Source organism: Candidatus Dedyshia acidiphila (genome assembly GCF_051025295.1).
GTDB lineage: Bacteria > Acidobacteriota > Terriglobia > Terriglobales > Acidobacteriaceae > KBS-83.
Map to the genome: position 1 here is coordinate 118,714 of NZ_JBMGJV010000001.1, position 14,761 is coordinate 133,474.

Below are 14,761 nucleotides of genomic sequence, written 5' to 3' on the forward strand. Positions count from 1 at the left end.
CGGGAATGCTGTGGATGGTAGCATTCGCCATGGCGCTACTCGAGGTCGATTCCGTCTCGAAGAGTTATGGCTTACCACCACACGCAGCGCTGGTCGTGGACCGTGTTTCGTTCAGCATCGCGCGCGGTGAAACGCTGGGCGTGGTCGGTGAATCGGGCTCCGGCAAGAGCACGGTGGCGCGCATTGCACTCGGATTGGTCGAGGCGACCTCCGGCACGGTTCGCTTCGATAGCCAGGTTATTGCGCAGGCGCGTGGAGCAGCCATGCGAGCGATCCGACGGCGCATGCAGCCTGTCTTCCAGGATCCCTATGCCGCGCTGAACCCGCGCATGCGCATCGAGCAGATCCTGCGCGAACCCTTCGAGATTCACGCTCGTTCGCTCGGCAGCGACGACGACCTGCCACAAGGGGAAGCAGCGCAGCGCGCGCGCATTTCCGAGCTGCTGAAGCAGGTCGGCCTCGATGACTCGGCACTGCTGCGCTACCCGCATGAATTCTCGGGCGGTCAGCGGCAACGCATCAACATCGCACGCGCGCTCACGTTGCGGCCGGAGCTGCTGGTCCTGGACGAGCCGGTGTCAGCGCTCGATGTGAGCGTGGCGGCGCAGATCGTCAACCTGCTGCGCGGGCTACAACGCGAGTACGGCATGACCTATCTGTTCATCACGCACTCGATGCCGCTGGTCCGCTATCTTGCCGATCGGATTGTCGTGATGCAGCGCGGCCGCGTAGTGGAGGAGGGTGAGTCCGTATCGCTCTGCGCGTCTCCGCGCGAGCCGTATACCGAAGCGCTGCTGCGCGCGACACCGCGGATCTCCCTGCCATCTGCCGGCTGACATTCCGGAAGATCCGCGGAGTGCAACGGCTACTACGGGGTCGAGTTCGACAGCCCCGTGATGCTGGTCTGCGCGAGCACGTGGCCGATCATCGCGCGATAGAGCGCCTCGCTGTAGTTGGCGAACCCCGGCGTTTGCGGCAGGTTGATCGGTCCATCCAGCGCATACACCGTCACGACGTACTGATGCGTCGTACCAGGCGGTGGGCAGGGTCCGTCATATTCCGGGTTGCCGAAGTCGTTGGTGATTTGGATGCCATACGACGTACCTGCCACACCCGTGCCGGCGGCCAGTGACGTCACACTCGGCGCGATGTTGTACAAGCCCCAGTGCGTGAAACTGGCTGTCTGATCGAAGATAAGCACCGCATACGTGCGCGCATTCTGCACCGGCGTCCATGTCAGTTGCGGGGACGCGTTGCCGCCGGGCGCGCCATCGGCGGAGCAGGTGTTCACCCCGTTGCTGATGTTATTGAACAGCGTCGACGGAGGGAGCGCCGTCTCGTTCTGGAATGTGCTGCTCGTGACGGCAAACTGCGGGCGCGGAGTCTGGTTAGTCGGAGAAATCTGTGCAAATGCAGCGACGGAACTAACGAGCAGCAACAAGGCTGCCCGCATAGCGATCGAGAAAGAGCGCATGGGGGACTCCATAGGAACGGATTCGTGACTTGCGTTGTGACCTTAGCACACGCAACCGTTGACTATGGATTGAATCGATGGCGAATTTAGGCTCCAGCAGTTACCTTTCGGCGAGCCTCGTGTTTCTCAGCACACTTCCGGAGCACCCTCGAGAGAGCCGCTCAGGCAAGCGCTTGCGGGATGGCTGTCTCCCAGATGCCCTGCGCCTTCAGCAGCAGCTCAACAACTTCGCGCGCCGCGCCCTCACCACCGCGGCGGCTCGTGACGAAGTGGCTGATGGCCTTCAGCTCAGGCGCTGCATTGGCAACGGCGATGGCCAGCCCCGCGCGGCGGCTCAGCGGCATGTCGGGCAGGTCGTCGCCCATGTACGCGGTCTGCTCATCCGTCACGCCCGCGCGCTGCAGGCACTCTTCGTAAGCCTGGGTCTTCGTAGCTTGTCCGAGATACACATAGTCCACCGACAACTCACTGGCGCGCTGCGCCACGGCGGGTGATTTACGGCCGGTGATAAAGCCGGTCTTGATACCCATGGTGTGCGCCAGCTTCAGGCCGAGGCCATCCTGCGCGTCGAAGATCTTCATCTCGGCGATGCCGCCATCGTTGGGCAGGGAGATCAGGCACACGCCGCTGGAGAGCGTGCCGTCGATATCCATCAGGAAAAGGCGAATGCGCTTGGCGCGCTCAAGAACGTCCGGGGTGGGCTCAGCCATACTGGATTGTAAGGTGCGCGCTTAGTGATGATGGTGGCCCGCGTGCGAGTGATCGTGTGCGAGCTCGACCACCTCAACGCAGCCGTGCGGATCGCCGCATGCGGCATGCTCAAACTGCACGGTGGTGTGATAGATGCCGTAGCGATGCAGCAGGTGCTCGCGAATTTCGGCAAGGATTCGATTGCTCTCGGACGGCGGAATGTCCTCGATGGTGACGTGCGTCGCCAGCGCGCGCGTCTGCGAACCGAGGCTCCAGACGTGCAGGTCGTGCACATCGTTGACGCCTTCAATGCTCGCCAGCGTGCTTCGAATCTCCGGAATGGAAAGGCCGCGCGGTGTGCCCTCGAGCAGAATGTTCAGCGTCTCGCGGACGATCGCGATGGAGCTTGAAAGGATCAAGGCCGCAATCAGCAGCGACAGCACCGGATCGATCCAGCGAATGCCGGTCAGCAGAATGACGAGGCCGCCGACGATCACTGCCGCGGTCGACAGCGTGTCGCCGAGCATGTGAATGAGCGTCGAGCGGATATTGATGTCATCGCTGCCGCGAAACAGGAACGCGGCGATCGTGCCATTCATCACCACGCCGGCAGCCGCCACCAGCATCATGAGCCGCGGCTGCACCAGTTGCGGGCTGGCCAGGCGATGGACGGCTTCGAAGCCGATCCACACCGAGATCACGATCAGCGTGAGCGCATTCAGAAACGCGGCCAACACCCCCGCCCGCTGATAGCCGAAGGTCTTCTCATCGGAGGCGGGACGAGCCTGGAAGTACACCGCGACAAACGAGAGCAGCAGGGCCAGCGCGTCCGAGACGTTGTGGCCGGCCTCGGAAATGAGAGCTAGTGAGTGTGCACGCACTCCAGCAACAAACGTGACGAGCACATAGATCAGCGTCGCCACCAGCGAGAGGCGGAGAATGCGCTGCGTGCGCGGACCGGGCGCGCCGTGGACGTGCATGTATTTATTGTATGAGAGCCGCGGACGGCGGGTTGCGTGTGGCTGCAAGAGCCAACCGCATCCTCTACACGACTGCCTGGCGCGGCCGGTGCAACGGATGGATCGGCACGGAGTTCGCCGTATCGCGCAGCCCCGACCAGCGTTCCGCCACGATCAGGCTGTTGCCGGGGTTGTGCGGATCGTAGCGGACCGACGCCGGAAAGCTGAGCCGGATCTTATGGATGTCCACCAGGTGCTGCAGCAGGGTGACATCCTGCGAGCACTCGTAGGTCACGCCGGCCACGTCATATTGATACAGGATCAGTTGCATACCGAGCGGCCGGTCGCACTCCTCCGGCGAGAGCTCGGCGATATCGAGCACGGTAGCGTCGATGATGCGGCCCGTCTGGACCAGCGCATCGCGGCGGTCACGCTCCAACTCATCGGGGCTCGGCCGCTTGCGCGACATCCAGTAGACCGCGCTGGCTGCGGCCATGGCGCTTAGAACAGCAACGCCGCTGACGACCTGGGTTTCACGAACAGTAATGCCGAACATCGATGCCTCGGGGGACCCAAAAGCGGGAGGAAGTTCGCCTCCCTTGTGCCTAGCAAAGGATAGCTCAGTGGCCCCCGGGAGCGCGTTACGAAACAGTGTTCCTGGGATGGCGAGAATGGGGGAGTGACCGGCAAAGAGTATAGTGGGGAAAGCATGACTCAGTTCGTTGCGACGCCGCCGAACGGCCCTGCGCGGCGCTTTTCCACATCCGGGCGCGCTGCCGCCGACTCCTCTTCCCTCTCGCTCTCCGATGGCCGGCGCATCCGGTCGACCACCGTCATTTGCGTGCGGCGCGACAAAAGCGTCGTCATGGCAGCGGACGGCCAGGTCACGCTGGGCGACAGCGTCATCAAGCACTCCGCTCGCAAGATTCGGCGACTTTACCAGGACAAGATTCTGGCCGGGTTTGCCGGCTCGACTGCGGACGCCTTTTCCCTGTTCGGCCGGTTCGAGGGCAAGCTCGAGCAGTACGCGGGCAATCTCGGCCGCTCTGCCGTCGAGCTGGCGAAGGACTGGCGCACCGACAAGATGCTGCGCTCGCTCGAGGCCCTGCTGGTGGTCGCCGACCCGACACAGACCTTCCTGATCAGCGGCTCAGGCGACGTGATCGAGCCGGACGAGGGCATCGCCACCATCGGGTCCGGCGGCTCCTACGCTCTTGCGGCCGCTCGCGCCCTGATGCAGAACACCGAGCTGAACGCACGCGAGATCGCGGAGAAGAGCCTGCGCATCGCCGGCCAGATCTGCATTTACACCAACGACCAGATCACAATTGAAGAACTAAGCGCCTAGCGCGCGAACGCCCCAAGGAGTTACGGAGGGCTGATGGCCATCTATTTACCCGGCACTGCAGAAGACCAGGAGCTCGCGCTCGATGATTTGACCCCGCGGCAGATCGTCGCGGAGCTGGACAAGTATGTCGTCGGCCAGCATGCGGCGAAGCGCGCGGTTGCGATCGCGCTGCGCAACCGCATGCGGCGGCAGAAGCTGCCGCCCGATGTCGCCGAAGAGATCATGCCGAAGAACATCATCATGATCGGACCCACAGGCGTGGGCAAGACCGAGATCGCGCGACGTCTGGCGAAGCTGACCAACTCGCCCTTCCTGAAGGTTGAAGCCTCGAAGTTCACAGAGGTCGGCTATGTGGGTCGCGATGTCGAGTCGATGATCCGCGACCTGGTCGAGATCGCGATCGATATGGTGCGCGAGGAGCGGCTCGAAGAAGTTGAGGACAAAGCGGAGCTGAATGCAGAGGAGCGGCTGCTCGACCTGTTGCTGCCGCCCGCACCGGCTGCGCGCACCGACACCAAGTCCGACGCGAAGGTGGTCGAGCTGCTGAGCCCGGCGGGGACGCCCGCGCATACAGAGGAAGCGGAGGCGAGCCGCCCCACCACCGAGGGCCTGCAGCGCACGCGAGAGAAGCTGCGCCAGCAGTTCCGGGAGGGCAAGCTGGACGACCGCTCCGTCGAGATCGACGTGCGCGAGCGCAATGCGCCAAGCTTCGAGATCATCTCCAACCAGAACACGGAAGACATGGATGTCAGCCTCAAGGACATCCTGCCCGGCCTGTTCGGGCAGCGCACCAAGAAGCGCAAGATGAAGGTCAGCGAAGCCTTCGAGTACCTCGTTCAGGAAGAGGAGCAGCGGCTCATCGACATGGATCAGGTGAACCGGGTCGCGGTCGAGCGCGTCGAGAACTCGGGCATCATCTTCCTCGACGAGATCGACAAGGTCGCCGGTCGCGAGGGCGGTCACGGACCGGACATCAGCCGCGAGGGTGTGCAGCGCGACATTCTGCCGATCGTCGAAGGCACGACGGTCAACACACGCTACGGCATGGTGAGCACGGATCACATCCTGTTCATCGCAGCCGGCGCGTTCCATGTGTCCAAGCCGAGCGACCTCATCCCCGAACTGCAGGGCCGCTTCCCCATTCGCGTGGAACTGCAGTCGCTCACCGTCGAAGACTTCATCCGCATTCTCACCGAGCCGAAGTCGTCGCTGACCAAGCAGTACGCGGCGTTGCTCGAAACCGAGGGGCTGAAGCTCGAGTTCACGCGCGAGGCGCTGGAAGAGATGGCACAGTTCGCCTTCCGCGTCAACGAGACGACAGAGAACATCGGCGCGCGTCGCCTGCACACCATCATGGAGCGCGTGCTGGACGAGATCAGCTTCCTGGCGCCTGACCTGCAGAAGGGTCAGAAGACCGCCGAGGGCGTGCTCGACCTGGGTGCGGCGACGAACGAGACCACAGTACCGCTGCCGGTAGTCGAGCGCACGACCGAGCACGGCGTCGAGAAGGTCGTCGTGGTTGACCCATCGTACGTGCAGCAGATGGTCGCGGGCATCGTGAAAAATCAGGACCTGTCGCGCTACATTCTGTAAGTCGCGCTTTGAGCAAGACGAAGGCCGCTCCGAAGGAGCGGCCTTCGTGTTCCGACCAGAAACTTAGTTGAAAATGACGCCCACTGTCTCATCCGAGACCAGCGAAACAGTACACGTGTTCGGGCCATTCGCAGTTACAGGGGAAATCTGTGTGCAATTGACCGACCAGCCCCCAAAGTTGGCGCCTGTAGCCGTAAGAGTGACCTGTGTAGCTCGGCCATTGGTAAATGCGGGATAGCTCGCTGTGCATACGGAGCTTCCGCCCACCGGATTGCTCCCGCAGTCGAGCACGTTCGCTGTGCCCGTGGCTGAGGGTGTAGTTACTCGCCAATCGCCGGACCCTAAGCCTTCGTGGTAAACGGTGAGGGTCGAGATGAGTGAGGTCGCCTGAGAGCCCTCAAAGCAGGAGCCCTGAACTGTCGCGGTCGGCATCACGTATGGACACTCGAACTTCGCAGTAGACGTTTGGAGTGTTCCGTCTGTGGGGCTTTTCGCCTCTACTGTGATTACCGTCGAGCCGCTCGCGTAAGCACTCACCACTCCGGCAGTCGCTCCTAAATTGCCGCCGCTGTTTGTGCTTACAGGAAAGTCATTCGGGAAAGAAGAGATCCAGGTCGTCCCCGGCGAGTTAGTAATATCACGGACGTAAGGTGCAGCACTGTAGGTACCGATCGCGAGAAATTGGCCTGTGGCTTGAAGATTGCCGACTGAGATATCACTCGGAATGATCGTGACCGAGACGAGACTGCCGCCCCCGCTTCCTCCGCCTGTGCCACCAACGGTGCCCGTCACCGTCAACTGCGCGCCGGACGTCACCGGCCCATTGAAAGCACTGGCCTCTGCCGTGATGGTCGTGGTGCCCGCAGTGGCAGCGGTCACGAGCCCGGTGCTGCTCACGGTCGCGACGGCCGGATTGCTTGAGGTCCAGCTGACACCCGCCGTTACGAGTCCCGTCGTGGGGTGCTTGGCGTTGCCGAACGTACCCGTGACGGCGAACTGCGTCGTCTGACCGACTGCCAGCTACTGGCTGCCAGGTGAAATCTGGATTGAGTCCAGGCCCGACGGGTTACCGCACCCGACCATCGCAATGCCAAGGCACAGCACCAATGCTGCGCGAACATAGGAACGAACGAACATGGAGGTCTCCTGACCACGCGAGGTGCACACAGGAGCCTCAAGACAGACCGGCTCCTGCGCCTCTGGCGGGGCGCGTCCGGTGCCTCAATTGCAAATACGGGGCCAATGCTCCGACGGCCATCCGGTTTAGATTCAACGCGCTCTGCCCCTCGGACTGGACGCGTGTGTCGCCGGCTGTTTACAGGTTCGGTTCAGGCGCGCGACCGTGTTTACAGCGCGTCCAACCTTGTCACCTTTCCACAGCATCACAAGCGGGCCCTAGACCTACCCCGGCCGTCAAAGCAAGAACGGCCACTCCAAAGGGAGTGACCGTTCTCGCCGCATGCGACGAAGCTGCGTTTAGTAGCGGTAGTGCTCGGGCTTGTACGGACCCTCGACTGGCACGCCGATGTAGTCGGCCTGCTTCTTCGAGAGCTTCGTGAGCTTCACGCCGATCTTCTCGAGGTGCAGCCGCGCGACTTCCTCGTCCAGCTTTTTGGGCAGCGTGTAGACGCCGACCTTGTAGGTGTCGCGGTTTTGCCAGAGGTCGAGCTGCGCCAGTGTCTGGTTGGAGAAGCTGGCCGACATCACGAAGCTCGGATGGCCGGTCGCGCAACCCAGGTTCACCAGGCGGCCCTCGGCGAGCACGAAGATCGCATTGCCGGTCGGGAAGGTGTACTTGTCTACCTGCGGTTTGATATTCAACCGCTCGACACCCTTCGCCGTGTTCAGACGATCCATCTGGATCTCGTTGTCGAAGTGGCCGATGTTGCACACGATCGCCTGATCCTTCATGTGCGCCATGTGCTCGTAGGTGATGATATCCACGTTGCCGGTCGTGGTGACGTAGATGTCGCCGCGGCCCAGCGTGTCCTCGATGGTGGTGACTTCGAAGCCTTCCATCGCTGCCTGCAGCGCGTTGATGGGATCGACTTCGGTGACCACGATGCGAGCGCCCATGCCACGCAGCGAGTGCGCAGAGCCCTTGCCCACATCGCCGTAACCGCAGATGACTGCGACCTTGCCGGCGAGCATGACATCCGTCGCGCGCTTGATGCCGTCCGCCAGCGACTCGCGGCAGCCGTACAGGTTGTCGAACTTCGATTTCGTCACCGAGTCATTGACGTTGATGGCAGGCACTAGCAGCTTGCCCTGCTCGAGCATCTTGTAGAGGCGATGCACGCCAGTCGTCGTCTCTTCGGACACACCGCGCCAGTCCTTGGCCACGCGCGTCCAACGCTGCGGATCCTGCTTCAGCGTCTCCTTCAGCAGGTTCTTGATCACCTGCTCCTCTTCGGAGTCGGCGGGCGCATCGACCCAGCTACGGTCACCCTTCTCGAACTCCACGCCGTTGTGGATCAGCAGCGTTGCATCGCCACCGTCGTCCACGATCAACTGCGGCCCGAGGCCGCCCTTGTGATCGAGCGCCTGCGCGGTGCACCACCAGTACTCTTCGAGCGTCTCGCCCTTCCAGGCAAAGACCGGCACTCCGGCGGCAGCGATCGCAGCGGCGGCATGATCCTGCGTGGAGAAGATGTTGCAGGACGCCCAGCGCACGGAGGCGCCCAGATCGACCAGCGTCTCAATCAGCACGGCCGTCTGGATCGTCATGTGCAGCGAGCCCGTGATGCGCACACCGCTCAGCGGCTTCGACGCCGCGTACTGCGCACGGATCGACATCAGGCCGGGCATCTCCTGCTCGGCGATCGTGATCTCTTTGCGGCCCCAGTCGGCCAGGTTGATATCAGCAACCTTGTAGTCGGAAACCGCGGTCTGCGGGGCAGTCTGTTCGAGAGTCGTTGGCACACTTACTCCTTCAATCAGCAATCTCGCTTGATAGTTAAGAATACCGTGCCAGGCGGCCCGGTTGGAACCATCGAGTGCCGAGTGAGTTACAGCAGGGGCGAACGGCGTGGTTCCCCGGTTGAACGGGCATAAGGCGGACTGACAGGGGTCGCGCTGCTTGGCGGCACGGTACAGACCGCCAGGACTTCATAGTGCCGTGAAAGCAGAAGTTGCATCTCCGGCTCAGCAATGGGGCGATCTCGTCCACATTTCGGTTGCACACCGAACAAGGCGCATTACACTCCGCTCATCTGGAGGTCAGGTACATGGCAGCGACCCCGTCTCTCCCAGTGACTGAATCGCCCGCGCTCTCGCAAGTGGAGCGGGTTGTCGACACATTCATCGAGCCGTCGAAGACCTTTCATGACATCCGGCGCAACCGGAGCTGGTGGCTGCCATTTCTGATTCTCTCGCTGCTGAGCTACTGCTTCATGGGCGTGACGGTGACGCGCGTGGGCTGGCCGACGCTGGCGTCAAACGTCATCAAGAACAATCCGAAGGCCGAAGAGCAGATGGCCCAGAACACGCCAGAGCAGCGCGAGCGCGCCATGAGCATGACGCGGACGTCCATGCAGGTGGCCACCGTCGCCAGCCCGGCGATCATCCTGCTATCGAGCGCGTTCTTTGCCCTGCTGCTGTGGTGCGGCTTCAGCTTCGTGCTGGGCGGCAGCACCGACTTTCGCAGCATGTTCGCGGTCGCGATGTACGCGTGGCTCCCGACTGCCTTCGTCTCGATTTTGGGAATCGTCACCGTGCTCGTGGCCGACCCGCAGGCTTTCAACCTCTCCATGCCCGCGCCGACCAATCTCGGCTACTTCCTGGATCTGGACAGCGCCGCGTGGCTGCGGTCTCTGGCGAGTTCGCTGGATGTGTTCTATCTCTGGGCGTTGGTGCTGGCTGGGTACGGCGGCGCGATCGTCGCACGCGTGAAGCCGATGCGCGGCATCGTCGTGGTGCTGGGCGTCTGGTTCCTCTACGTGCTCGTGAAGGTCGGCATCGCCGCCGCGTTCAGCTAGCGCGCACGAGGCGCGCCAGCTGAGCACTTGCTACAGCGACAGTGCTCTTGCACGGCGGTTCTCGTCCGAGGAATCAGTCGCGATCGTCAACGCCTGTCCCGGGCGTGAAGGAGACACCCCGCAGAACCTCGGCAAACCCAGCCTGCTTCACCGTCTGGAAGCGCTCGCTAAGCGCCACGGTTGCGTCGGTGTTCTCCAGGTCGTCGTCGATCCGAACCAGACGGTTTGGGTCGGCACCCTGATCGCCACTGCCGCTCACCGTGGAGGTGATCGCCCACAGAGTGACGTGGCCATGCTCGACCGTTCCCTCCAGGTTGCGCAGACCTGCTGTCGCGGGAGACCAGGGCAGGTTCGTCGCAGTGTTGCTTGCAGTCGGATAGCCAGGCACCGTGTACGGCGCGCCAAGCTGCAAGCCGGTCTGTAGCGTGTAGGCCAGCTTCCAGGTCTTGCTCGTGCTGTCGAACACCCACTTCTGCAGCCCTGCTGTTGTCTGCGCGGCGGCGTGGGTGTACAGGTCTGCACCGCCGGCGTAGCCGTCGCCCTCATCGGTTACATACAGAGTCTTCGCATCCGCGAACCACAAGGCGAACGGAAACGCGGTCGCCTTCTTGGCGAGCGTGGTCGGAAAGCCGGCCAGGATGCACATGTTCGAAGGCAGACCGGTCGTGGCCAGCGTTGCGGGATCGTAGACCAGCGGCGACGTCGGCAGCGCTGCTCCCTGCACTGGCAGCCCAACTCCGGTCGGGCACGCAGTGCCGGTCGTGTCCACGAAGTACACGGTGTTCACTCCGTTCCCTCCGCTTCCCTTCGTGTAGTGGACGACTCCATCGTGCACCGTGATGCCGCGGAAGTTATCGTCCTTGCCGAGCTTGTCGGCCTTGTCGCCAAGCTGTGTCACGTTGAAGCTTGCAAGCGGCGTCGGTGTTCCCGGATCCTGCGCTACTTCGGGCAGCCGCAGACGATCGATGAACTGAGCACCTGCCCCCAGCACGACACCGGCTGGCTGAGGATTCGCCCCATTGCCCGCATTTCCAGCGGTGTAGAAGAGATCGCCTGTCGTGTTGTTCAAAATGGCGGCGCGGCCATTGTTGCCGCTGTATGCGTTCGTCTCGGTGAAGTGGATCTGGCCGCGCTCATTGATGTCGGCCACCACGCGGTAGTAGGACTCGCCCACCGGATTGGTCGCATCCACCGCGCCGGGCGTGTTCGAATTCGACACGTCGATCGCGTTCACCGGCGCGCGATAGCCCATGAAGCTCAGGTGTCGGCGGTCTGTCGAGAGGTGCAGGGCCAGCTCGGACTTCGATGGGAAGCTGGTGACCATCTGGTCGCGCTGCGGCGTGATACCCCGCTCCAGGCTGTTCGGCACCTCCAGGCTGCCGACCCACCGACCCTCAGGCGTGATCTGGTCCAGATAAATGCGCGAGGTGATGCCGAAGGAGCCGTCATACGCTGCGTTGTTGAAGACGTATGGGTAAGTGCCGTCGTTGATGGCGCCACCCGGTCCGGCGCAGCCGCCCTGGGTGGCGGCACAGCCCGGAGGAAGCACGGTGCCTACCTTGATGTTGGCCGGATCGTTGTCATACACCGAGCGGCTGACCACAAGGTTTCCCGGATGCAGCCGGACTCCATCTTTGTCCTGGTTCGGACCCTCAGCGTGTGCCGGCACAAGCGAACACAACGCGGTGACTGCCAGGACGGCGGTGGCCTGGACCAAACGGCTGCTCTGTGACATGGACGTGAACTCCTCCAAATAGAACGACGGGGAGGAATCTAGCATTCACGTGTGAGCGTCCGGTTACATTCTTGCGCAAGCTCTGAACGCGGCCCTGGGAGGCAGTGAGCCTCCCGGGGCGCCAGTCTTACATCAGGTACTGCTGTGTGGGCTTACCCGGCGTCAACGCACGGCGGCGATCCAGCTCCTTGCGCACCAGGTTGAGTCCATAGATACAAGTTTCAAACTGGTTCGACATCCGCCCGAACAGCGGCGCCTCCTGCGCGTACTCGAACAGGTTGAAGGCAGCCACGATCGAGTAGGAGTCGCGTCCTGCCGCAACCAGGCGTTCGAAGCTGATGGGGCGAGCGCTCACTCCGATCGCCTCCGGGTACATGCCGGCGAAGAACAGCGCATAGTCGCCGATCTGTTTGCGTGCAGAGCGCTCGGCGTCGAACGAGGCAGCGGTGCCGTTCACCGGATCCGCGGCCACCAGCATGGCATCCAGATCCCGCAGCGGCCGGCCCACTTCGTCCCGCAGCGAGTAGATGCGTTCGCTCTCTGTGAAATCGGTGAGCAGGTCGGCGACGTAGCTGGTGATCTCGGCGTCGTCTACTCCGGCGCCTCGGTTGTAGCAGTCCCCTACAAGCTCGTGGAAGAGTGCGCGAAGCATGTGTTCCTGCGGAACCATGGCAGCATCCTTTCAGCGACACAGACAGACAAGCAATGGACCGCGTCCGGTATCCAGAAGTACGACCCCGGTCGGCTGACCTCCTCGTCAGGAGTGCAAACACCGCGGAGTTTCTGCTGGTTTGAACGCGAATGTAGCGTGACAGTTGTGTAAATCCAATAGCACCGAAAGGGCGGCAGATCAGTTTTCTGGCACTCCGGGGAAGCGAGTGCGAAGGTGGCGCCTGGAGCTTCCCAATTTGGCCCCATAGACTACGGGTCATGCGCTCCATCGTCCTTGCAGCTCTCATGTGCACAGCTATTGCGATCTCCCACGCACAGACTCCGCAGCCCCGTACCCTGCAGGCACAGCCCCACCTCGCTCGCGTCCACACTGCCGACGTTGAGCTGGCGACGTTCGGCTACGGCACAGCCCGATCCGGTGTCACGCCCGTCATCGTCGTCAATGGCGGGCCGGGGCTCTCGCATGTCTACCTGCTCCAGAACGATGTCTGGACGCGGCGCATCGCGCAGCACCGGTTAGTCGTCTTCTATGACCAGCGCGGCACCGGCGCATCGCAGCCGGTGAAGGCTGGGGCGTCGCAAGCGATGGACGCGCAGGTGGCCGACCTTGACGCAGTGCGTGCGTCGCTGCGCGTGGACAAGGTCGACGTGGCCGGCGACTCCTATGGCGGCCTGCTCGCCGCCGCCTATGCCGCAGCGCATCCCGAGCACGTGCACGCGCTTATTCTGTCGGACTCGGCCGCGCCGGGGTTCAGCAAGCTGCATCCGCGGCTCGACGAGGTCTTCCCCGACGTGATCGCGCGCACCAAGGAGCAGACCGGCAAGCTGAAGGGCCAGCCGCATGCGCAGGCACGCATCGATGAGCTTGAGTTGGTGGCACACTTCCGGATGATCTTCTACTCGCAGGAGCTATGCGATCGCTACCTCGCGAACGCGCACGACCTCGGGCTCGCGCAGGGCACCGGCGACGCTGTGTCGAAGGCGATCGAGAAGCTCGACCTGACGCCGCAGATGAAGCAGTTTCACTTCCCGACGCTGGTCCTCGAAGGCCGCTACGACATGAACGTCACACCCGATGTGGCATGGTCGGTCGCGCACATGATCCCCGGTGCGCAACTGGTCTGGTTCGAGAAGAGCGGCCATCTGCCGTACTACGAAGAGCCGGACAAGTACACGCGGGTCGTCGAGCACTTTCTCGCGCTTCACGACGGCACAAGGCAGCTCGTCGCAAAGTAGCCGCTACGCAAGAAGGGCCGCCCTCGCGGGCGGCCCTCTTCGTTGTGCGTTAGCTCGCGTTACTTCGCGGCTAGTTCCTTCTGCTCGAGTTGCGACAGCCGCTCTGCCAGTAGCTTCTCGAGGTTTTCGAGCGCTTCGGAGAAGCCCTCGATGCCCTCCTTCAGCTTGTCGTGGGCCATGCGGTCTTCCTGGTGCATCTTGTCGAAGGTCGCCTTGTCCATCTGGATCTTCTGCACGTCGGACTGCTTCGCCTTCTCAGGATCGAGCTTGCGCGGCAGCTCGCTGTTATCGCTGTCAAGTTCCGCCAGCAGCTTCGGCGCAATCGTCAGCAGGTCGCAGCCGGCCAGCTCCTTGATCTCACTCGTATTGCGGAAGCTCGCGCCCATCACCTGTGTGTTGTAGCCGAACTTCTTGTAGTAGTTGTAGATCTTCGTGACCGACTGCACGCCGGGGTCGTCGGCGCCCTGGTAGTCCTTGCCGGTGTCCTTCTTGTACCAGTCGAGGATGCGGCCCACGAACGGCGAGATCAGCGTGACCTTTGCCTCGGCGCACGCAATCGCCTGGTGCAGGCCGAATAGCAGCGTCAGGTTGCAGTGGATGCCGTCCTTCTCAAGCTGCTCGGCTGCCTTGATACCTTCCCACGTGGACGCGATCTTGATCAGAATGCGATCGCGCTTCACGCCTTCCTTCTCGTAATCGGCAATGATGCCCCGCGCTATCTCGAGCGTCTTTTCGGTGTCGTAGGAGGCGCGCGCGTCCACTTCAGTCGAGACGCGGCCGGGAACGATCTTCAGGATGCGAATGCCAAACTGCACCGCAAGCTGCTTGAACGCGAGGTTCGCAACGTCCTTCTCGTTCGCGCTCTCACCAAGCTGATTGCGCGCGTTCTTCAGCACCTGGTCGACAATCTCGGAGTAGCCCGGCATCTGCGCCGCAGCGGTGATCAGCGAGGGGTTGGTCGTCGAATCCGTCGGCTTGAACTTCTCGATGGAGTGAAAATCGCCGGTATCGGCCACCACAGTGGTCATGCTGCGAAGCTGCTCTAGCACTGTCTTTGCCATGGGGAAACTCCTCGAC

Annotated in this window: 14 protein-coding genes; 5 read left to right on the plus strand and 9 right to left on the minus strand. The window is 62.6% G+C overall.

Annotated features, from left to right (window positions below; all coding sequences use genetic code 11):
* The first annotated feature begins 14 nt into the window (after window positions 1-14).
* Complete coding sequence (locus AC5IJH_RS00515; RefSeq protein WP_491900822.1) at window positions 15-836, plus strand: ATP-binding cassette domain-containing protein; 822 nt, start codon at window positions 15-17, stop codon at window positions 834-836.
* 32 nt (window positions 837-868) lie between these two features.
* Here the strand turns inward: AC5IJH_RS00515 and AC5IJH_RS00520 are convergent, their stop codons facing one another.
* From AC5IJH_RS00520 to AC5IJH_RS00535, 4 genes are all read right to left on the minus strand, one after another.
* A complete protein-coding gene (locus AC5IJH_RS00520) occupies window positions 869-1,474 on the minus strand; it encodes a YbhB/YbcL family Raf kinase inhibitor-like protein (protein WP_491900823.1) in 606 nt (201 codons plus the stop codon).
* A gap of 161 nt (window positions 1,475-1,635) precedes the next feature.
* Window positions 1,636-2,184 (minus strand): KdsC family phosphatase, encoded by a 549-nt coding sequence (locus AC5IJH_RS00525; protein ID WP_491900824.1) that lies wholly within the window; start codon window positions 2,182-2,184, stop codon window positions 1,636-1,638.
* Between the two features lie 21 nt (window positions 2,185-2,205).
* Entirely contained in the window at window positions 2,206-3,144 is a 939-nt protein-coding gene (locus tag AC5IJH_RS00530; RefSeq protein ID WP_491900825.1) for a cation diffusion facilitator family transporter, read from the minus strand.
* Between the two features lie 64 nt (window positions 3,145-3,208).
* Window positions 3,209-3,679, minus strand: coding sequence for a hypothetical protein (locus tag AC5IJH_RS00535; protein WP_491900826.1), 471 nt, complete (start codon window positions 3,677-3,679; stop codon window positions 3,209-3,211).
* A 153-nt stretch (window positions 3,680-3,832) separates the two neighbouring features.
* On the opposite strand from AC5IJH_RS00535, the gene hslV reads away from it, so the two are divergent.
* A complete protein-coding gene (gene hslV, locus AC5IJH_RS00540) occupies window positions 3,833-4,471 on the plus strand; it encodes an ATP-dependent protease subunit HslV (protein WP_491900827.1) in 639 nt (212 codons plus the stop codon).
* 33 nt (window positions 4,472-4,504) lie between these two features.
* The gene (gene hslU, locus AC5IJH_RS00545) at window positions 4,505-6,064 is read left to right on the plus strand and encodes an ATP-dependent protease ATPase subunit HslU (protein WP_491900828.1); all 1,560 of its coding nucleotides are present in this window, start codon (window positions 4,505-4,507) and stop codon (window positions 6,062-6,064) included.
* 63 nt (window positions 6,065-6,127) lie between these two features.
* Here the strand turns inward: hslU and AC5IJH_RS00550 are convergent, their stop codons facing one another.
* Both AC5IJH_RS00550 and ahcY read right to left on the minus strand, forming a co-directional pair.
* The gene (locus AC5IJH_RS00550; protein ID WP_491900914.1) at window positions 6,128-7,084 is read right to left on the minus strand and encodes an Ig-like domain-containing protein; all 957 of its coding nucleotides are present in this window, start codon (window positions 7,082-7,084) and stop codon (window positions 6,128-6,130) included.
* A 456-nt stretch (window positions 7,085-7,540) separates the two neighbouring features.
* Window positions 7,541-8,986, minus strand: coding sequence for an adenosylhomocysteinase (gene ahcY / locus AC5IJH_RS00555; protein WP_491900829.1), 1,446 nt, complete (start codon window positions 8,984-8,986; stop codon window positions 7,541-7,543).
* A 305-nt stretch (window positions 8,987-9,291) separates the two neighbouring features.
* Here ahcY and AC5IJH_RS00560 point away from each other — a divergent pair, with 305 nt between their 5' ends.
* Window positions 9,292-10,041 (plus strand): YIP1 family protein, encoded by a 750-nt coding sequence (locus tag AC5IJH_RS00560; RefSeq protein WP_491900830.1) that lies wholly within the window; start codon window positions 9,292-9,294, stop codon window positions 10,039-10,041.
* 73 nt (window positions 10,042-10,114) lie between these two features.
* On the opposite strand, the gene AC5IJH_RS00565 is transcribed toward AC5IJH_RS00560, so the two are convergent.
* Window positions 10,115-11,776, minus strand: coding sequence for a hypothetical protein (locus AC5IJH_RS00565; protein ID WP_491900831.1), 1,662 nt, complete (start codon window positions 11,774-11,776; stop codon window positions 10,115-10,117).
* A gap of 127 nt (window positions 11,777-11,903) precedes the next feature.
* Window positions 11,904-12,446 carry a hypothetical protein gene (locus AC5IJH_RS00570; RefSeq protein WP_491900832.1) on the minus strand — a complete coding sequence of 181 codons (543 nt, stop codon included), beginning with the start codon at window positions 12,444-12,446 and terminating at the stop codon, window positions 11,904-11,906.
* A gap of 260 nt (window positions 12,447-12,706) precedes the next feature.
* Here AC5IJH_RS00570 and AC5IJH_RS00575 point away from each other — a divergent pair, with 260 nt between their 5' ends.
* Window positions 12,707-13,684 (plus strand): alpha/beta fold hydrolase, encoded by a 978-nt coding sequence (locus AC5IJH_RS00575; RefSeq protein ID WP_491900833.1) that lies wholly within the window; start codon window positions 12,707-12,709, stop codon window positions 13,682-13,684.
* A 59-nt stretch (window positions 13,685-13,743) separates the two neighbouring features.
* Here AC5IJH_RS00575 and AC5IJH_RS00580 read toward each other — a convergent pair whose 3' ends face one another.
* On the minus strand, window positions 13,744-14,745 hold the full coding sequence (locus tag AC5IJH_RS00580; protein ID WP_491900834.1) for a transaldolase: 1,002 nt from the start codon (window positions 14,743-14,745) through the stop codon (window positions 13,744-13,746).
* Between the last annotated feature and the right edge of the window lie 16 nt (window positions 14,746-14,761).